The organism is Pseudomonas maioricensis (assembly GCF_022790535.1).
Lineage (GTDB): Bacteria > Pseudomonadota > Gammaproteobacteria > Pseudomonadales > Pseudomonadaceae > Aquipseudomonas > Aquipseudomonas maioricensis.
Genome location: NZ_LOHG01000001.1, coordinates 284,247 through 302,045, shown reverse-complemented (window position 1 = coordinate 302,045; position 17,799 = coordinate 284,247). Strand labels below are relative to the sequence as shown.

The window sequence follows — 17,799 nt, the reverse complement described above, 5'->3', positions numbered from 1 at the left end:
CTCCTACAATTGACCGCGCTCCCGCATTCAAAATGCGGTATTACCGGTACCGGGACAGGATCTTATCCACAGCGCCTTCCGCACGTAGTTGGTCGAGCGACGTCTGCAGCTTGTTCACCACCTCATCCGGTGTGGCCTTGTTCAAAGCCAGATACAGATCAGCGTGATGGAAACGCAACACGGTTTTGAGACCGGTCACGCCTTCAATTCTGGCCAGATAAGGTCCGGTGGGATCGCCCGCCGCCCACAGGTCGATCTGCCCGTTGACCAGTTTTTTTGCGTTGTCCTGATCGCGCAGTAGCAGGATCGGGTTCAGCCCTTGGGCCAGCAACCGTTCACCGATGGCGTCACCTTTGTAGGCACCGATACGGTAAGCCTTGGCCTGCTCCAGGCTGGTCAGCTTGATTGGACTGTCGGCCTTGGCCAGCATGATCCAGTCATAGGAACCTACTGGCCCAACCCATTTGAAGAGGTTTTCCCGCTCGGGCAAACGCGCGGTGGAAAACACTGCGTAGCCAGGCTTTTCCAGAGCAAGCTTGTAGATCCGCTCCCAGGGAAAGCGCAATGTCATGCTGTAACCAATCCCGGCGCGCTTGAAGGTCTCACGCACCACTTCGGCGGCGATGCCTTCAATGTTACTTTCCTGAGCGAAATTCTTGCCGTCGATTGCCATGTTGTAGGGCGGCAGATTTTCGGTCATCAGCACAATGGAGTTGCGTCCCGGCGCCTCGATGGCATCGTCGGCCATTGCAGCCTCGGTGGCACTAATGAGCAAAGCGCTAAAGGCCGTAATGGCAATAAAACGAGATTTGAACATTGGCGCTCTCCATACGCTGACGGCAGACAGAGTGCAGCGCTCAAAAGCGCTTGTCCAGCAGACATGGCGCATTGCCAACAGCCCGCCAATTAAAGCTTGAAGAAACTTGAACCGTAGGAGCTGTCGAGCCCGCGAGGCTGCGATAGCGCTACATCAGGTACACCGCCATCGCAGCCTCGCGGGGCTCGACAGCTCCTACAGAGTAAGGACGCGAATCTTAACGAACCACAATCCCGCGCGCAGCCATGTAGGCCTTCGCCTCCGGTACGGTGTATTCGCCGAAGTGGAAAATACTCGCCGCCAATACCGCGCTGGCGTGACCTTCGATTACGCCGTCAGCCAGATGCTGAAGGTTGCCGACGCCGCCTGATGCAATCACCGGAATCCCCAGCGCGTCACTGATTGCACGGGTCACACCCAGATCGAAGCCGTTCTTCATACCGTCCTGATCCATGCTGGTCAGCAGGATCTCACCGGCACCAAGGTCTTCCATCTTCTTCGCCCACAACACAGCATCCAGCCCCGTTGGCTTGCGACCACCATGGGTGAAGATTTCCCAACGCGGGGTTTCACCCGGTAGCGAGACCTTCTTGGCGTCGATGGCGACCACGATGCACTGCGAACCAAAATGCTGAGCAGCTTCGGCAACAAACTCAGGGTTGAACACCGCAGCCGTGTTGATCGATACCTTGTCGGCACCCGCGTTAAGCAGGTTGCGGATGTCCTGCACGGTACGCACGCCACCGCCCACGGTCAGCGGGATAAACACCTGGCTGGCCATGCGCTCGACGGTATGCAGCGTGGTATCGCGGCCATCAACACTGGCGGTAATGTCCAGAAAGGTGATTTCGTCAGCGCCCTGCTCATCGTACAGACGCGCAATTTCAACCGGATCGCCAGCGTCACGGATGTTCTCGAACTTGACGCCCTTGACCACACGACCGTTGTCGACGTCCAGGCAAGGGATGATGCGTTTGGCCAGGGCCATTGGGTTATCTCCGATTTCTATCCTGCCGGGATCCCGGTAGGAGCGAACTTGTTCGCGAGGCGTTTAGACAGGCTCCATAGATGCTGAATGCCCCGACCTCTCGCGAACAAGTTCGCTCCTACCGAAACTGCTTAGCGCTGGTAGCTGTCACACAGCGCCTGAGCTTCAGCCACATCCAGCGTGCCTTCGTAAATCGCCCGGCCGGTGATTGCGCCGATGATTCCTGGAGCCTTGGCATCCAGCAACGCACGGATATCGCCCAGGTTATGGATACCACCGGAAGCAATGACCGGGATCCGCGTAGCAGCAGCCAGCGCAGCCGTGAACGGAATATTGCAGCCCTGCATCATGCCGTCTTTGGCGATGTCGGTATAAACGATGGCAGAGACACCGTCAGCTTCGAAGCGCTTGGCCAGATCAATGACCTGCACAGTGCTGACTTCGGCCCAACCGTCGGTGGCCACAAAACCGTCTTTGGCATCAAGGCCGACGATCACTTTGCCAGGGAACGCACGGCACGCCTCAGCAACAAACTCGGGCTCTTTGACGGCCTTGGTGCCGATGATCACGTAGCTCACGCCCGCTTTCACGTAGTGCTCGATGGTCTCCAGCGAGCGAATACCACCACCGATCTGAATCGGCAGGGTCGGATAACGCTTGGCAATGGCAGTGACCACGTCGCCGTTGACCGGCTGACCTTCGAACGCGCCGTTCAGATCAACCAGATGCAGACGACGGCAACCGCCCTCGACCCACTTGGCAGCCATGGCAACCGGGTCATCGGAAAATACGGTGGAATCTTCCATCCGGCCCTGGCGCAGACGCACACAGGCACCGTCTTTGAGATCGATAGCAGGGATGATCAGCATGCTTTTTCCTTCGTCAAAAGAGCCGCAAGCTGCAAGCCATAAGCTGCAAGTGTGCGTACCCACCAATTCGTGCGGCTTGAAGCTTGTCGCTTGAAGCTGCTTCTATTCAATTCTTCTCGAGCGCCCACAAATCGCTTTCGATGCTCTCGAACCTCTCTTTGAGGTGCTGCTGAACATCGAAAATCGCTCGGTTGTAATAATGCGGGGCAATCTCGCTGGTAAAGAACTCAAGCACCTCGGCGACTTCGAACGAACCCAGGTCCAGTTCGAAGCGTTGAGAGAACAAACGCTTGAGCTTGTCGATAGCCTGCTGCTCGTGCTCGGGGCTGAGCGTCAGGATCGGCGGCTTGTTTTTACCTTTGGCCATAACGATTACCAACGACCGTCCCACGCGGCGAAGTTCTGCAGCAACTGCAGGCCATGGGTATGGCTCTTCTCCGGGTGAAACTGCACGGCAAAGCGCGAACCGTCAGCCAGCGCAGCGGCGAAGTCGACGCCGTAGTGACCGCGCCCCACAACCTGACGTTGATTAGCCGCGTCAATGTAGAAGCTGTGCACGAAATAGAAACGCGCCATGTCCGGAATGCTGTGCCACAGCGGGTGATCCACCGCTTGCGCAACTTCGTTCCAGCCCATGTGCGGCACCTTCAAATGCGCGCCATCTTCATGCAGATCCTTGCCGAAGAACTTCACCTGGCCGGGGAACATGCCGATGCAATCCACGCCGCCATTCTCTTCACTGCTGTCGAGCAACGCCTGCATGCCGACGCAAATACCGAGAAATGGGCGATCCTGGCTGACTTCACGCACCAGCGAGTCGAAACCCAGGCGACGGATCTCAGCCATGCAGTCGCGAATCGCGCCTACACCGGGAAACACCACGCGGTCGGCTTCACGAATCACGTTGGCGTCGCTGGTGATGTGCACCCGGCCAGCGCCAACGTGCTCAAGCGCCTTGGCAACCGAGTGCAGGTTGCCCATGCCGTAATCGATGACCGCGACTGTCTGCATCAGAGCACACCCTTGGTCGAAGGCATTTGCCCGGCCATACGCTCGTCCAGCTCAACCGCCATGCGCAGTGCGCGACCGAATGCCTTGAAGACGGTTTCGATCTGGTGGTGAGTGTTGGTGCCACGCAGGTTGTCGATGTGCAGGGTCACATTGGCGTGGTTGACGAAGCCCTGGAAAAACTCCTGGAACAAGTCCACGTCAAAACCGCCAACAACAGCGCGGGTGTACGGCACATGCATTTGCAGGCCCGGACGACCCGAGAAGTCGATAACCACGCGTGACAGCGCTTCATCCAGCGGCACGTAGGCATGACCGTAGCGACGGATGCCTTTCTTGTCGCCAATAGCCTTGTTGAAGGCTTGACCTAAAGTGATACCGACATCTTCCACCGTATGGTGATCGTCGATCTCAAGGTCGCCTTTACAGTTGATATCCAGATCGATCAGCCCGTGACGGGCAATCTGGTCGAGCATGTGCTCAAGAAAAGGCACGCCGATATCGAATCGGGCCTTTCCGGTGCCATCCAGGTTGATCGAAGCGTTGATCTGGGTTTCCAGAGTATTACGCTCGACGTACGCCTTACGTTCGGCCATCACCAGCTCCGCAAAATCATTGGGCGAAAAAGGCGAGCATTATAGGCCCAGAACCGGCTGGCATGAAGCAAACAGAAGAAGGGAAAGGGAGAAGACGACGAATTACGGAGGGATGCTGCGTTTTGGTGCAAATAATTCAAGGAACTGTAGGAGTGAGCTTGCTCGCGATAGCGCCCTTTGAGGCGAAACAGATGGCGCCTGGAATGACGCTATCGCGAGCAAGCTCACTCCTACAGAGAGGCGACAGGCTGATTACGCAGCCCACCGCCTCGCTAACAAGTTAGCTCCTGACGGTTTACAGCTACTTAGTGGAACAACACCGCAGTCTTCTGCAGAGTGATCCAGACGCCCCACGCCAGTGGGATGCCTACTGCCAGCCAGGCTGCGATAGCCAGTGGCTTGCTGCCCGGATCTGCTTTCCACTCAAGAACAGTGGTGTGATCCGCGCCTTTGTCCATACCGTAGGATTGCTCCACGGCCAGTTCTTCATCAGTCATGAAGTACTTGTCGGCCACCGGACGAACCAGCAGGTTGCAGATGAAGCCCAGCACCAGCAGGCCAGCCAGGATGTACAGGGTCATATCGTAAGCGTCGGCACGGGCAACGCCGTGGCTCAGCTGATATTCACGCAAGTAGTTGACCAGTACCGGACCGAGGATGCCCGCAGCAGCCCAGGCAGTCAGCAGACGACCGTGGATCGCGCCAACCATTTGGGTGCCGAACAGGTCAGCCAGGTAAGCCGGAACTGTTGCGAAACCACCGCCGTACATCGACAGGATTACGCAGAAGGCCGCTACGAACAGCGCGACGCTGCCCATGTGGCTCAGACTTGGTACCAGCGCGTAGAGCAGGAAGCCCAAGGCGAAGAACACGAAGTAGGTGTTTTTGCGACCCAGGTAATCCGAGAACGAAGCCCAGAAGAAGCGACCACCGATGTTGAACAGACTCAACAGACCGGTGAAGCCCGCAGCGATGGCGGCGATCTGGCCCAACTGAACAGCGTCAAGCTGGTTGAACGCCAGGTCGAGGCCCAACAGCTTACCGGCGAACACTTCCTGCAGCAGCGGCGAAGCCATGCCCAGAATACCGATACCTGCCGATACGTTCAGGCACAGCACCAGCCATACCAGGCGGAATTGCGGTGTTTTCCAGGCCACGTTCACGTGTACGTGACGGTTGGTGATCATCGCGTTGTTGGCTTTCTTGACCGGAGCAGTCCAGCCTTCCGGTTTCCAGCCAGTTGGCGGAACGCGGTAAGACAGTGCGCCGCCGATCATGAAGATGAAGTAGATCACCGCCATTACCACGAAGCTCTGCCAGACGCCCACGCCTTCAGGCGAAGCGAAATGGTTCATCAGCGCTGCAGCCAGCGGAGCACCAACCATCGCGCCGCCACCGAAGCCCATGATCGCCATGCCGGTAGCCATGCCGCGCTTGTCCGGGAACCACTTGATCAGGGTCGAAACCGGCGAGATATAGCCCAGCCCGAGACCGATACCGCCGATCACACCGGAGCCGACCCACATCAGCCATATCTGGTGGGTATAAATCCCCAACGCAGATATCAGCAGACCGCCGCACCAGCACAGAGCCGATACCACACCAGCCTTGCGCGGGCCTGCGTGCTCCAGCCAGCCACCCCAGATGGCAGCCGAGCAACCCAGGAAGATGAAGAACAGGGTGTAGATCCAGCCCAGCATGGAGATGGGCCAGTCGCAGGCAGACGAGAAAATCTGTGCGAAGAAGCTCATGTCAGGTGCACAGGCTACTGGAGCCTTGATGCCAACTGCCTTGGACAACGGCAGCCAGAACACGGAGAAGCCATACGCCATGCCGATGCACAGGTGAATAGCCAATGCTGCCGGTGGTACCAGCCAGCGGTTGAAACCTGGCTTGGCGATGATGCGTTCTTTGGACAAGAACGCAGGCTGTGCGGGTGAACCGCCCAACGCAGTGCTTGTACTCATTGTTTTATCCCCAGAAAAAGAAGCTCACAAGGTGTCTACGTTCCACCCACAGCCTCCGTGCGCGTAGGCAACGACCGTTTTATCGGCAGAGTTCCCGAATACGTGACAAATCGACGCACCGGATTAGCGAACGGCGGGAGATTATCATCTGTCAATTAAAAAAAGGCGTTTTGACATCACTTTTTTTGACGTCAGCGCTACGACTCGCGTGTTTAGGGCACAATTGTCCATGCCGCCCGTCGCCAGAGGACATTTCATGCCTATCGTCGTTGAGTTTCTTCAGTCGGCTACTTATCAGGACCAGGTGGATTTACAGAAGATCTACCGTGATGCACCCGCCTGGCTATTCCCGCCTTTTACTGATGCGGTGCAACTGATCGAAAATGGCCTTGAACAGGGCACCTTCGTTACCGCCCGGCTAAACGATCGACTGTTAGGTTGTGCTCTTGTGCAACGCCTCGAGAAGGTCTGGGAGCTATCGCACTTGTGCGTACGCAACCCGACTCGTCGCAGAGGCTTCGCCGGGCAACTGATCAGCGAAGTGCAGAAATCAGCCCGTCAGGCGGGTTGCGAGCTACGCTTGCTGGCAACCGCCGAACCTCCCGAAGTCCAGGCTCTGGCGGCCAGTCTTCAGGTGCCACTAGTACTCTTTCAAGCCCAAAATGCTGAACGAGGCCAGGCTTGAGGCATCCAAAACCCTGCACCTGCGTGAGGAGGTTATACTCGCGGGCAAATTTTGAACGTTCGACTACAAGGACTCGCCCATGAAAGCGTTCGGCAAAATCCTGGGACTTTTTGTTCTCGGGCTGTTGCTGATCATCGTGGCTCTCGGCTTCGCCCTGACCCATCTGTTTGATCCCAACGACTATAAAGACGAGATTCGCCAACTGGCGCGCGACAAGGCGCACGTTGAACTGACACTTAACGGGGACATCGGCTGGAGCCTCTTCCCGTGGCTCGGCCTCGAACTTCACGAAGCCAGCGTTGCGACCTTGAACAACCCGACCAAGCCTTTTGCCGATCTGCAAATGCTGGGGTTGTCCGTTCGCGTACTGCCGCTGCTGCGTCGCGAAGTACAGATGAGTGACGTCCGGGTCGAAGGCCTCAACCTCAGCCTGAGCCGCGATGAAAACGGTCATGGCAACTGGGAAGACATTGGCAAGCCTGCTGCGTCGGACGTGGCTGCCACACCCGCACCCGCACCCGCCGATGGCGAACAGACTCCAGCGCCCAAACCAGACAAGCCTTCCCAGCCGATCAAACTTGATATCGATAGCCTGACCGTAAACAACGCGCGGGTAGATTACGTCGATGCGCGCAAAGGCCAGTCGTTCACGGCTGAGAGCATCCAGCTCAGCACCGGCGCCGTTCATGAAGGCGCTGACATCCCGATCAAGCTGACAGCATTTCTGGGCACAACCCAGCCAGTCATGCGTGCCAAGACCGAACTGGTCGGCCAGCTGCGCCTGGACCGCGCACTCAAGCGTTACCAGTTTGGTGACATGCGCTTGTCCGGTGAAGCTTCGGGTGAGCCACTCCAGGGCAAGACCGTGACCTTCGCTGCTCAAGGGCAATTACTGGTCGATCTGGCCGCGAATGTCGCCGAATGGACCAACATGAAGCTGTCTGCGAACCAGTTACGTGCTCTCGGCGACTTCCGCGCCCGGGACCTGGATCAGACGCCACAGATCACTGGCGCACTCTCCGTGGCCCAGTTTGATCTGCGAACCTTCCTCGATAGCATCGGCCAGCCAATCCCGGCGATGGGCGAAGGCAGCCTGAGCAAAGTCGAGATGATCACGCGCATCAACGCCACGCCGAACAGCGCTGCTTTTGATGAGCTCAACCTGAAAGTCGACGACAGCACCTTCACCGGCCGCGTTGCCGTGGAAGACTTCGCCAAGCAGGCGCTGCGCCTGCAACTCAAGGCTGACACCTTCAACGCCGACCGCTATCGCCCAGCCGAAAGCGAAGAGAAAAAAGGCGCGAGTGCAGCACGCAAATCTGAAGTGCAAAACAGTGAAGCAGCCGCAGTGGCAGGCGCAGGCACCACGCCTCTGCCGGAACAACCGACCAAGGCCGCCTGGAGCACCGAAAAACTCCTGCCACTGGAGCGCATGCGCAAACTTGATGTCGATGCAGACGTCAGCTTCGGCGCGTTGACCGTCGAGAAACTGCAGATCCAGAACGCCGTGCTGAAAACCCAGGCCCTGAATGGCGTGGTCAAAGTCGACAGCCTGCGTGGTGATCTTTACAACGGCAACTTCGACGTCAAAGGCAATCTTGATGTGCGCCCGGACGTTCCTCTGATGAGCGTCCAGACGCGCATCAACAAGGTGCCGGTCGAGCGCTTCCTGCAAAGTCAGGATCAAACTCCACCCGTAAAAGGCCTGCTGACCCTCAACAGCGATCTGACCGGCAAGGGCAACAGCGAAAAAGCGCTGATCGACAGCCTGAACGGCACCGCCAGCTTCATGCTCAACAATGGCGTGCTGGTCAATGCGAACCTTGAACAGCAGCTTTGTCAGGGCATCTCGATTCTTAACCGCAAGACGCTCAGCGGTGAACCTCGCGGCAAAGACACACCTTTCCGCCAACTCAACGGCAATCTGACTTTCCGCAATGGTGTCGCCAGCAACCCCGACCTCAAGGTGCAAATACCCGGCCTGACCGTCAACGGTAATGGTGATGTGGACCTGCGCGTGCTGGGCATGAACTACCACGTCGGCGTCATCATCGAAGGCGACAAAACCGAGATGCCCGACCCGGCCTGCGAGGTCAACCCGCGCTATGTCGGTATCGAGTGGCCTGTACAGTGCCGCGGCCCACTGGAGCTGGGCGCCAAGGCTTGCCGTCTGGACAAGGAAGGCCTCGGCCAGGTCGCCGCGAAAATGGCGGGCGACAAGCTCGGCGAGAAGATCGAAGAGAAGCTCGGCGATAAAGTCAGCCCTGAACTTAAAGACGCCCTGCGCGGCCTTTTCAAACGTTAAGAGCGAAACCTCCTGTAGGAGTGAGCTTGCTCGCGATTCGATGCTGTCAGGCGATGAATAATCAACTGTCCCAACGCAATCGCGAGCAAGCTCACTCCTACAGTCGCTTTATGCATCCATTTCACTTATCGGATCAGCAATGCAACCCGAGCAATTCTCCAGCGCTGTGCTTGATTGGTACGACCGCCACGGGCGACACAATCTGCCTTGGCAGCAAGGCATCACGCCATACCGGGTGTGGGTGTCGGAAATCATGCTGCAGCAAACGCAGGTCAGCACCGTACTGAATTATTTCGACCGCTTCATGGACGCCCTACCCACCGTGCAGGCATTGGCCGAAGCGCCTGAAGACGAAGTGCTGCATCTGTGGACCGGCCTGGGTTACTACACCCGGGCGCGCAACCTGCAGAAAACCGCAAAAATCGTGGTTGCCGATCACGACGGTGAATTCCCCCGCGATGTAGAAAAACTGATCTTGCTTCCCGGCATCGGCCTGTCGACTGCCGGGGCCATCGCCAGTTTGAGCATGGGTTTGCGAGCGCCGATCCTCGACGGCAACGTCAAACGCGTTCTGGCGCGTTTTACGGCGCAGGAGGGTTACCCGGGCGAGCCGAAGGTCGCAAAACAGTTGTGGGCCACCGCAGAGCGCTTCACGCCACATGCCCGGGTGAACAACTACACCCAGGCAATGATGGATCTGGGCGCCACGCTATGCACTCGCAGTAAACCAAGCTGCCTGCTATGCCCGCTGGAGTCAGGCTGCGAAGCGCATCTGCTGGGTCTGGAAACCCGCTACCCCATTCCCAAGCCGCGCAAGGAAGTCCCGCAAAAGCGCACACTCATGCCAATGCTTGCCAACCGTGACGGCGCGATTCTGCTTTATCGCCGTCCGTCTACCGGCCTGTGGGGCGGCTTGTGGAGCTTGCCGGAGCTGGACGACTTCGAGGACCTTCAGCATCTGGCAGTGCAACACTCGCTGGAGCTGGGCCAACATCAGGAACTGCCGGGGCTGATCCATACCTTCAGTCACTTTCAACTGAACATCGAGCCCTGGCTTGTCAGGGTCGAGGAGTCTGCTCATCACGTGGCCGAGGCCGACTGGCTCTGGTATAACCTCGCCACCCCGCCGCGCCTGGGCCTTGCTGCCCCGGTGAAGAAGCTGCTGAAACGCGCAGCCGACGTATTGAATGCAGGAGAGTCGTCATGACCCGCACCGTAATGTGCCGCAAGTACAAAGAAGAACTTCCAGGCCTGGAGCGCGCCCCTTACCCTGGCGCCAAAGGTGAAGACATCTTCAATCACGTTTCACAGAAAGCCTGGGCCGACTGGCAGAAACACCAGACCCTGCTGATCAACGAAAAGCGTCTGAACATGATGAATGCCGAAGATCGCAAATTCCTCCAGACCCAGATGGACAAGTTCCTGTCCGGCGAAGAATACGCGCAAGCCGAAGGCTACGTTCCACCCGAGAAATAAAGCGTTTCAAGCAGTGCGGGTCGTAAGCGACGGTAATAATTCAGATTTTTTTGAAAACATGCTTGACGACCCCCTGAAAAACACGTCTAATGCGCCCCGTTGCCCAGATAGCTCAGTCGGTAGAGCAGGGGATTGAAAATCCCCGTGTCGGCGGTTCGATTCCGTCTCTGGGCACCACCTTTAGTTTTCAGGTGATGCCAAGCACACCTGAAAGCACCCAAGAAACCCGCCTAGTGCGGGTTTTTTGCTTTATATAATTAGACAGCCAGCGCCACAGTGGTTACGACTATTGAGTCTGACGCGGCATCGTGTCCTAGAATGAAATCGAGCCAATGCCCTGAATAGTTATCAGGGACACGTTAGCTCACTTGCGGGGGTTGTTGTCATCAGCCCTCCACTACAAGGAGCGGCGCTTGTATCGAGCACCGCTTTTCTTTGCGCTCAGCTCCGCATGGTCGCCATAAACAAGTCTAACCTTCAGCAAAGTCGCTGGCCCTTTTAGCTACTCCCAAAGCTGGATCACACCATGAACCCTGCGGGCATCGACACCGGCGCACTACTTACCATGTTGGGCTTGATTGCTGCGGTTTGGGCGATTGTGCCAAGCACTGCCAGGCTCAGCTTTCGACTGAGCCTGAACTGGTTCGATTGGCTGGTGATTTGGTCCGTATTGCTCATCATCCATGGATTCTTCTTTCAACCCGTGCTTACCACGCTTGGGTTTCCTAGTTTTGGTCCCTGGTTGTGGGGCTTCGACAAGAGCGCCACCCAGTACCTACTATTCTTGCTCCTCGCCGGGTTTGTATATTGGCGGTCGCGTAAAACGAGGCTTACTCGGCGAAACCTCGGAATGTTCGACGAACTGACCACGGCACTTTTGCACGCGGGAAAGCTTGAGGAGCTCGCCGACTTAACACATCGTCATCTCGCATCGGCGCTGAATCTGGCGACATCGAAGAGCGTTCGAAGTCGCCTAGCTAACGCCCTTCGACCTCCACGTCCCGACTTCCAAATTGTCTTCCGAGACGACGGGGCCATCTCACTAAGAGAAGGGGCTCCGGTGAACTGGCTATTCAGCAGATGGTTCAGTTTTCGAGAATGGCTTGCCGACCTGGTTGGCCCTTCGCAGCGGGTGCAGCGCCGTGCTGCTATCGTCGTGAAGCGGCTACTGTCATCCCGCCGCCTGGCCGGACACATAGCCATCGCTCGACCATACCTCTGCATGGAGGTCATGGAGCGGGCAACGCGATTTGTGGGGGGCTTCCAAGACGAGTTCTTCAACGCACTATTGGCCAATGAGGCAAGCGTCCTCTTCAGCGAACTCAAAAACAATGACAACTTTGGTGGGGGCGGGCACCGCCTGGCGCTGCCTGATGAGAATCGCCTCTTGCGGTTCTACTGTGCCGATGTTGATGTGGCAGCCCGTCTCGGGGTTTACCGGTCTGTCGGCGAGGCTGTACTCGCACGGATTGATGCGGATGAAGCTCTCGAAAAGAAACTCAATGGCCGCCTGCTTACATTCCAGGATGTTGGGAAGCACCACGACCCCGTTTATGCAGGCATCTGGTTCTTCAGGATCATGGTATTAGAGGGCCTGCACCAGCGTGTTGCCGACCATTTATGGCTCCACTACATGCCTCATTTCGCTAGCCGCCTAGTAGACCGCGCTCGCGACGTTCGGCCCGAAGACGAAAACCACGAGTTCCCGACGCCACTCGGCTACCTGCTGTACGAGGTCGTTGACGCTACCACGGTGTGGGTGAGGGATGCAGATGTTCTGACTAAGCCTGGCGACGTGCTGCTTCCCAACCAACGCGAGGGCAATCACGTCCACATTTCCTTCGAAGCCGCAGAAGCCATCGGTCGTGTTATCCGGGCCATATTGATGTCGCCGCGTGTGCCCCGCCGACTCAAAGAGGAATTGCTTGGTGTGGCACTCACCACACTAGGGGACCTGGGAAAGAATGCACACCTGGAGCCATTGGCCAGGATAATGCGCGTGCACCTAATCGAACCCTATGGCTTCAGGGAACATAATGACTATCTGCATATTCTGAAACAATGCTTCGATGGACAGGATCATGTACTTCGAGGTCATCTGGAGCGTTTTAGTGAGGAGCTCGACGCTGCACTGGGCGCTGCGATCTGAGAACTACGCGGCGCTCAATACGTGAGCAAATAGTTTGTATGCGGCACTTTAGAAATAGACGCTGTTGACCGAAAAAAGACTGTAACCCTCGTTGGGCGGGAGCTTGGCAGCTGATTTTAATAGGTGTTGAGGCCATTCAACATTCGGCATTGAATAAGGCAGCAGCGAAGGAGAGAAAATTGGAAATCATGATCCCTTGCTCCAAATGCGCTTTCGCCGCCCAAGTTACGGAGGGCGACTTTAGCCCAGAGGGCATACTGCTACGAAGCAGAACGGTACTCGTCCAAGAACATAATCTTTACCGAGCAGCCTGTCCGGAAGGACATGAACTTGTGGCGATCCTCGATAATCTTCCTTTTGAGCTGCTTTTCGAAAGCGGTTTAGAAGCTCTAGTTGACTGTTATTTACGGGAGTCAGTAAGCAGCTTTGCCGCCGCATTGGAGCGGCTATACGAATTTTCCATTCGTGTGCAACTGACGTCCGATAAGGTTGACATCAATGAGCTAGAAGTAATGTGGAAGTCAGTCGCAGCCCAGTCTGAACGTCAGCTTGGGATGTACATAGGATTGAGAACCTTGAAGGACGGCAAGCCACCTGCAATGCTTCCCCAATCTCTGTCAAAGCTGCGCAACTCGGTAATCCATAAAGGATATTTCCCCACTAGCAAGGAAGCCTTTGGGTTCGGAGAGGTAGTCTTTCGGCTGATTATGGATGAAGTGCTGCGGCTGGACGAGTACTACAAAGACGCCGTAGGCGCTCAGATACATGCCCATAGAGAGAAGGCCTTGAAGTCGCTAAGTAGAGAGGAAGAGCCATATTTTTTTGGCTTTGGATTAGCGGTAGCAAACAGAGCAGATAGACCGTTCTCGGACGTTGTAATCCAAGCTCAATCGTCTATGCGTAGAAGACGTGCAGGCGAAGCTCCGAACTTACTGCCTTAATAACAGACGTTCCTTGGCGATACCTTCTTGTTTTATCCCGTGAAACACAGTGCCCATACGTCACCCAAAAGAGCCCCCCGCCTACACCTTCCAGTCATGGGTTCAGCCCTGCCAGGGAAGCGACGAGCAATATCCTGCCGATAGGCGTCGATCCATGAAGTCCACTCTTACCCCAGAGAGGATGATATTCGCTCGTAGTCTGCGGTTCAGATGAGTTGAGAATACGGCAGCATCTAGAAAAGAAAGTAGATTTGTGAGTAGACAAAAACCAAACTCCAAAAACCATTAGTAAATGCTAATCAAAATAGCAAGGTTCGATTCCGTCTCTGGCACCACCTTTCGTTTTCAGGTGATGCCAAGCACACCTGAAAGCACACAAGAAGCCCGCCTCGTGCGGGCTTTTTGTTGTCCGCGATTTTCCAAACCTACCTTGCCAGCCCAGAGTTTTGGGTCAGAGCTGGGGCATGGCCGGTTCGGTCGTCTCGCATGAAGGCTCGCCGCCCTCACGTCGTTCCGCTGCCAAGCCAGGCGGTGAAGATCCTGCAGGAGTTAAAGCCATTCACCGGCGAGTACGCACTGGCGTTTGCTGGCCAGCAAAACTCTGAACGCCCGATGAGCGAAAACACGATTAACAAAGCACTACACCTCATGGGTTACGAGAACCGGCAGACCGGCCACGGCTTCCGCCACCTGCTGTCCACCGAACTGAACGGCCGCGGATACAACAAGGATTGGATCGAGCGACAACTTGCCCGCGGTGATAGTGACGGAATAAGCGCCTCGGCAAAGAACACAATCTGTTCGGTAGCGACATAACTGAAGTAGTCGGGCACTTGGCGTGCTTCATAAAGGCTTTACGCAGCACATGAACGAGGCCCAGTCAAAAGGGATCGTCTTCGCCATGTACTACGGTGATCGCAATATCGGTATGGATGAGATCAGCAATCCAACTGTCAGCGGGACAATTCGGATCGCGCCTATCGTTGAAGGCAGCAAGAGCAGTGGAGGATTGCAAACGGTCGTGGGAATCGCGCTGGTGGTGGCTGCAGGTGACTTCTCTGGCGGCCTCGCTGCTGGCGCCGGGGATCTCCGCCTTATTAAGCACCACGGCTGACTCGTTTATCGGGTTCGTCGGGATATACCTTGCCCTGGGTGAAGAAGTGGACGATTTAGGGCGCAAGGCATGGTTGCTGGCAACACCCGACGCGACTGTAGGAGCTGAGCGGTGTGGCGGAAATTGTCGCCAGTACGCTCAAGCGGTTAACTTGCAATACAGCGCGTACAAAAACGATCTCTTGATTAATGGAGACTCGGATGGTTATTACCGCTGGCAGCGCCGTGATCAGCCCCGGACCCGAACCAAAGGTAAGAGTTGGAATTTATAGTTGATCAGTAGATAAGTTTTTCAAATAGGCTTCTTTGATCTGAAGTAGCTCGCCGTTAGAATACTTGATAGCTACGTAGTACGGCAAAATTGAAGAGATGAAGAAGCTGAACGAGCGCCAAGTAGCGATTAGAAATGCGATAGCGCTAGCCAAAGATATTAAAATATTCGTCCATGTAAAACTTAGGGCAAAAAGAATCCCTAGCGACATCGCTAGGAATACCTCCCCAAGTGAGCGGATCCTCCTGGCTTTCTTCTGATTTCGATCTATTTCGGCTTTCGCATCCAGCCCAAAAGCTTTCCTCTTTGCTTCGTCATACTTAAAGCCGTGATAGATTATCGTAATATCAATAATGAGGAGCTGAAAGTCCGACTTCAAAGTAAATAAAAAGAAAAGTCCTTCTGATAGTTTTCTTGATAGCCATGCTAGTGAAATTACAAAAGCCACTGAGGCAAGAAGGTCAGCTATCGCTAGGGATGGTATGACACCTTCGGTCATGTCAATTAGTGATTTCACCTTCATATCTTTCAGGCCACGATAGATGTCGGGGCTTGGGTCAGCAGAGCCTATGTTGATGCATAGGACGAAAAAAATCCAGCTATAGATATTGGATAAACTGAACTTGAATCCAAGTTCTTCATCGTATCGTTTTTTGCAATACTCAAGAAGCTTATCCATTAGGCGAGCCTGATAAAAAACACATCACCACCTTTAGTATCATACGCCCCGCCTTCATAAACCGGGCTACCGACGAAATTCATTGGTGCATTTACACCAAGGTATCCCTTTATCATATTAAACTCGATGTCGCTCCTATACTGGAGTTTGATCATGCGTTCAGTTACGACATTAAAAACTTTTGCTGTTTTATTTATTGCATCAAGCTCTGTTACCTTCACAGAGAACAACAAAGGCTCGCCAAGGTGGCGCTGAGACACTATGGCATGGAAGTTTTGGCTAGTCGCCTTGTTAAATTTAAAAGCTTTAGGTTGGCCAGCGTCAACTATCAGCTCAATTGTGCTTTGTCCAGCGTTTGCATTCCGTACAACGCTGATCAGCTGATCTACCTCTTTATTGATTGCGCGATCACCGTAAGGATGTTGGGAGGCATCAGGTAGAAATTTCTCATAGCTTTGAGGCTCAACTATGCCTTTGTCTACCTGCATTTCCCGTATAGCTGACTGCTCGGCCAATGAACTTGCATTAGCTAATGCGCCCAGACGAGCCGCCTCCATTGGCGGGGTAATTGCACTGATGATTCTCGCCAGAGTCTTCTTTATTCGAGGACTATTCTCCACGAACTCAATGATGAATCCGCCCTCTTGAGGAGGCCTTGACCATAGCTCTGTTTCCGCATAGTCCTCAGCCCTGAGGCGGGCATTTTTCCAAACTTCCCCATATTTGACGTCCAAGTGCGCACGATTCACTGCGCCCTGAAGGTGATGAAGGCTTCTTCCAAGAGTCCTTAAGCTCACCGTATGGTTTTGGGTGATGTGACCGTCGAAATGGAGGTGGAGTAAGCTCATTGTTGCGTCCTTGCTCGGTAGCAGGACTGAAGTCGCCTGCAAGGACTCATAGTAGCCAATTGCCTCGGTAAATTCACGGGAAGAAACTGGGACTTGGGCTCCATTTCTCGGCAAAGGAAGTTGATCTACAGAGCAAAGGGTGTCCCGTTGACTCTCTCATGCCTCCGGGCCCACCGAGGAACCCTAGAGCGAACAAATATGAGTGGCAAGGCATCAGGCACTCCATTTCTCAAATACATCAAAGTATAAGTTCGGTTTTTCTCGGGTATTCGAAGGCTCTCGCCATCACACCACCACGCAGTGCTGGTAGATCTCTGTCTCCAATTTATTTTAGAGGGCGCTAAAAATACTAGCGCCCCAATCCTTTGAGGCTGATGAGCCTGGCCAGCGCCGATGCCAAGCCCGCCGCTTACCAATTTCAGATAGCTGCTGCAATGGCACCGACCGCCTTAGTGATTGTTGCAATGCTCGGGAGCGCCCCCAGCAAGGCAGAAATAACGGTCTTTCGTGGTTTCCCTGACTCAAACTGACGCTGCAGCTCTTCTACGACATCGAAAGCCGACTCTTTTTGAGTTTTGAGCAGCTCTGACCTTTCAATCTCTTCCCGGATTGTGTTGAGATTTCCCTGTATCTGCGAGTCGAGGGTAATAGTGTTGATCGAATTGTCGATGGATTGATGGTTGACCCTAGCTCCAGCCCCCGAAACGTTATAAACAATGCTATGCACCTGCTGCTTAGCCTCGGGCACACCAAGCTTTTTAACTTCAATCTGATAGCTCGCAGGAATTCCATGGAATGCCTCATGAAAAACCGGGTCAAGCACCTCGTAAGTTTCTTCAGCACCATTAGTGGCCCGCCTCAACAGCAGATCCTTTGGGTCAATAAGGACTGAGCTATCAAACGTAATAATTTTCCCTTTTTGGACACTGCCCTTAATCCCAGTTACTCGGCTTCCATCCTGCTTCAGCAGCTCCAGCGTGTCCAGCATCATACTTTCGAATGACATGTATTTCGCTCCGTGCTAGGTGAGCAGTGATCCTAGCTCAGATTTTGCCGCCCCATGAATTGTCGTTTTATGGATAAGACA

General features: G+C 55.1%; 17 protein-coding genes, 1 tRNA gene and 1 pseudogene. 9 read left to right on the top strand and 10 right to left on the bottom strand.

The annotated features are described in order from the left end of the window. Positions 1-40 precede the first annotated feature (40 nt). The 7 genes from AUC61_RS01455 to AUC61_RS01425 all read right to left on the bottom strand — a co-directional run bounded on the left by AUC61_RS01455 (position 41) and on the right by AUC61_RS01425 (position 6,245). The gene (locus tag AUC61_RS01455; RefSeq protein ID WP_243244137.1) at positions 41-817 is read right to left on the bottom strand and encodes a substrate-binding periplasmic protein; all 777 of its coding nucleotides are present in this window, start codon (positions 815-817) and stop codon (positions 41-43) included. A 217-nt stretch (positions 818-1,034) separates the two neighbouring features. Further along, positions 1,035-1,805 carry an imidazole glycerol phosphate synthase subunit HisF gene (hisF, locus tag AUC61_RS01450; protein WP_087265831.1) on the bottom strand — a complete coding sequence of 257 codons (771 nt, stop codon included), beginning with the start codon at positions 1,803-1,805 and terminating at the stop codon, positions 1,035-1,037. Between the two features lie 131 nt (positions 1,806-1,936). Further along, positions 1,937-2,674 (bottom strand): 1-(5-phosphoribosyl)-5-[(5-phosphoribosylamino)methylideneamino]imidazole-4-carboxamide isomerase, encoded by a 738-nt coding sequence (hisA, locus tag AUC61_RS01445; RefSeq protein WP_027898921.1) that lies wholly within the window; start codon positions 2,672-2,674, stop codon positions 1,937-1,939. Positions 2,675-2,780: 106 nt separating this feature from the next. After that, entirely contained in the window at positions 2,781-3,041 is a 261-nt protein-coding gene (locus AUC61_RS01440; RefSeq protein ID WP_243244136.1) for a DUF2164 domain-containing protein, read from the bottom strand. A gap of 5 nt (positions 3,042-3,046) precedes the next feature. Further along, positions 3,047-3,685, bottom strand: coding sequence for an imidazole glycerol phosphate synthase subunit HisH (gene hisH, locus AUC61_RS01435; protein WP_027898919.1), 639 nt, complete (start codon positions 3,683-3,685; stop codon positions 3,047-3,049). Continuing rightward, positions 3,685-4,278, bottom strand: coding sequence for an imidazoleglycerol-phosphate dehydratase HisB (gene hisB / locus AUC61_RS01430; RefSeq protein WP_243244135.1), 594 nt, complete (start codon positions 4,276-4,278; stop codon positions 3,685-3,687). Before hisB ends, hisH begins: the two co-directional genes overlap by 1 nt. 305 nt (positions 4,279-4,583) lie before the next feature. Beyond that, positions 4,584-6,245, bottom strand: a complete 1,662-nt coding sequence (locus tag AUC61_RS01425) for an OFA family MFS transporter (protein WP_243244134.1) — start codon at positions 6,243-6,245, stop codon at positions 4,584-4,586. 256 nt (positions 6,246-6,501) lie between these two features. On the opposite strand from AUC61_RS01425, the gene AUC61_RS01420 reads away from it, so the two are divergent. From AUC61_RS01420 to AUC61_RS01380, 9 genes and pseudogenes are all read left to right on the top strand, one after another. Next, a complete protein-coding gene (locus tag AUC61_RS01420; RefSeq protein WP_243244133.1) occupies positions 6,502-6,930 on the top strand; it encodes an acetyl-CoA sensor PanZ family protein in 429 nt (142 codons plus the stop codon). Between the two features lie 79 nt (positions 6,931-7,009). Next, positions 7,010-9,235, top strand: coding sequence for an AsmA family protein (locus AUC61_RS01415; RefSeq protein ID WP_243244132.1), 2,226 nt, complete (start codon positions 7,010-7,012; stop codon positions 9,233-9,235). 139 nt (positions 9,236-9,374) lie between these two features. Then, positions 9,375-10,442, top strand: coding sequence for an A/G-specific adenine glycosylase (gene mutY / locus AUC61_RS01410; protein WP_243244131.1), 1,068 nt, complete (start codon positions 9,375-9,377; stop codon positions 10,440-10,442). Next, positions 10,439-10,711, top strand: a complete 273-nt coding sequence (locus AUC61_RS01405) for an oxidative damage protection protein (protein ID WP_027901312.1) — start codon at positions 10,439-10,441, stop codon at positions 10,709-10,711. The genes mutY and AUC61_RS01405 overlap by 4 nt, the downstream gene beginning before the upstream one ends. A gap of 101 nt (positions 10,712-10,812) precedes the next feature. Continuing rightward, positions 10,813-10,888: transfer RNA gene (locus tag AUC61_RS01400), tRNA-Phe, on the top strand. Positions 10,889-11,237: 349 nt separating this feature from the next. Next, the gene (locus AUC61_RS01395) at positions 11,238-12,860 is read left to right on the top strand and encodes a hypothetical protein (RefSeq protein WP_243244130.1); all 1,623 of its coding nucleotides are present in this window, start codon (positions 11,238-11,240) and stop codon (positions 12,858-12,860) included. A gap of 179 nt (positions 12,861-13,039) precedes the next feature. After that, on the top strand, positions 13,040-13,801 hold the full coding sequence (locus AUC61_RS01390) for a hypothetical protein (protein ID WP_243244129.1): 762 nt from the start codon (positions 13,040-13,042) through the stop codon (positions 13,799-13,801). A 402-nt stretch (positions 13,802-14,203) separates the two neighbouring features. Next, a pseudogene (locus tag AUC61_RS01385) lies at positions 14,204-14,575 on the top strand (tyrosine-type recombinase/integrase); the annotation flags it as partial. A gap of 91 nt (positions 14,576-14,666) precedes the next feature. Continuing rightward, positions 14,667-14,915: a tail assembly protein gene (locus tag AUC61_RS01380; protein WP_243244128.1), complete on the top strand. Its 249-nt coding sequence runs from the start codon at positions 14,667-14,669 to the stop codon at positions 14,913-14,915. A gap of 265 nt (positions 14,916-15,180) precedes the next feature. Here the strand turns inward: AUC61_RS01380 and AUC61_RS01375 are convergent, their stop codons facing one another. The 3 genes from AUC61_RS01375 to AUC61_RS01365 form a co-directional block, all read right to left on the bottom strand. Beyond that, positions 15,181-15,864, bottom strand: coding sequence for a hypothetical protein (locus AUC61_RS01375; RefSeq protein ID WP_243244127.1), 684 nt, complete (start codon positions 15,862-15,864; stop codon positions 15,181-15,183). Beyond that, a complete protein-coding gene (locus AUC61_RS01370; protein WP_243244126.1) occupies positions 15,864-16,712 on the bottom strand; it encodes a hypothetical protein in 849 nt (282 codons plus the stop codon). The genes AUC61_RS01375 and AUC61_RS01370 overlap by 1 nt, the downstream gene beginning before the upstream one ends. 418 nt (positions 16,713-17,130) lie before the next feature. After that, positions 17,131-17,718: a hypothetical protein gene (locus tag AUC61_RS01365; protein ID WP_243244125.1), complete on the bottom strand. Its 588-nt coding sequence runs from the start codon at positions 17,716-17,718 to the stop codon at positions 17,131-17,133. Positions 17,719-17,799 lie beyond the last annotated feature (81 nt).

Excerpts from the sequence above, each read along its gene's own strand:
- AUC61_RS01455 (WP_243244137.1), bottom strand. The coding sequence starts at position 817 with ATGTTCAAATCTCGTTTTATTGCCATTACGGCCTTTAGCGCTTTGCTC.
- hisF (WP_087265831.1), bottom strand. The coding sequence starts at position 1,805 with ATGGCCCTGGCCAAACGCATCATCCCTTGCCTGGACGTCGACAACGGT.
- hisA (WP_027898921.1), bottom strand. The coding sequence starts at position 2,674 with ATGCTGATCATCCCTGCTATCGATCTCAAAGACGGTGCCTGTGTGCGT.
- AUC61_RS01440 (WP_243244136.1), bottom strand. The coding sequence starts at position 3,041 with ATGGCCAAAGGTAAAAACAAGCCGCCGATCCTGACGCTCAGCCCCGAG.
- hisH (WP_027898919.1), bottom strand. The coding sequence starts at position 3,685 with ATGCAGACAGTCGCGGTCATCGATTACGGCATGGGCAACCTGCACTCG.
- hisB (WP_243244135.1), bottom strand. The coding sequence starts at position 4,278 with ATGGCCGAACGTAAGGCGTACGTCGAGCGTAATACTCTGGAAACCCAG.
- AUC61_RS01425 (WP_243244134.1), bottom strand. The coding sequence starts at position 6,245 with ATGAGTACAAGCACTGCGTTGGGCGGTTCACCCGCACAGCCTGCGTTC.
- AUC61_RS01420 (WP_243244133.1), top strand. The coding sequence starts at position 6,502 with ATGCCTATCGTCGTTGAGTTTCTTCAGTCGGCTACTTATCAGGACCAG.
- AUC61_RS01415 (WP_243244132.1), top strand. The coding sequence starts at position 7,010 with ATGAAAGCGTTCGGCAAAATCCTGGGACTTTTTGTTCTCGGGCTGTTG.
- mutY (WP_243244131.1), top strand. The coding sequence starts at position 9,375 with ATGCAACCCGAGCAATTCTCCAGCGCTGTGCTTGATTGGTACGACCGC.
- AUC61_RS01405 (WP_027901312.1), top strand. The coding sequence starts at position 10,439 with ATGACCCGCACCGTAATGTGCCGCAAGTACAAAGAAGAACTTCCAGGC.
- AUC61_RS01395 (WP_243244130.1), top strand. The coding sequence starts at position 11,238 with ATGAACCCTGCGGGCATCGACACCGGCGCACTACTTACCATGTTGGGC.
- AUC61_RS01380 (WP_243244128.1), top strand. The coding sequence starts at position 14,667 with ATGAACGAGGCCCAGTCAAAAGGGATCGTCTTCGCCATGTACTACGGT.
- AUC61_RS01375 (WP_243244127.1), bottom strand. The coding sequence starts at position 15,864 with ATGGATAAGCTTCTTGAGTATTGCAAAAAACGATACGATGAAGAACTT.
- AUC61_RS01370 (WP_243244126.1), bottom strand. The coding sequence starts at position 16,712 with ATGAGCTTACTCCACCTCCATTTCGACGGTCACATCACCCAAAACCAT.
- AUC61_RS01365 (WP_243244125.1), bottom strand. The coding sequence starts at position 17,718 with ATGTCATTCGAAAGTATGATGCTGGACACGCTGGAGCTGCTGAAGCAG.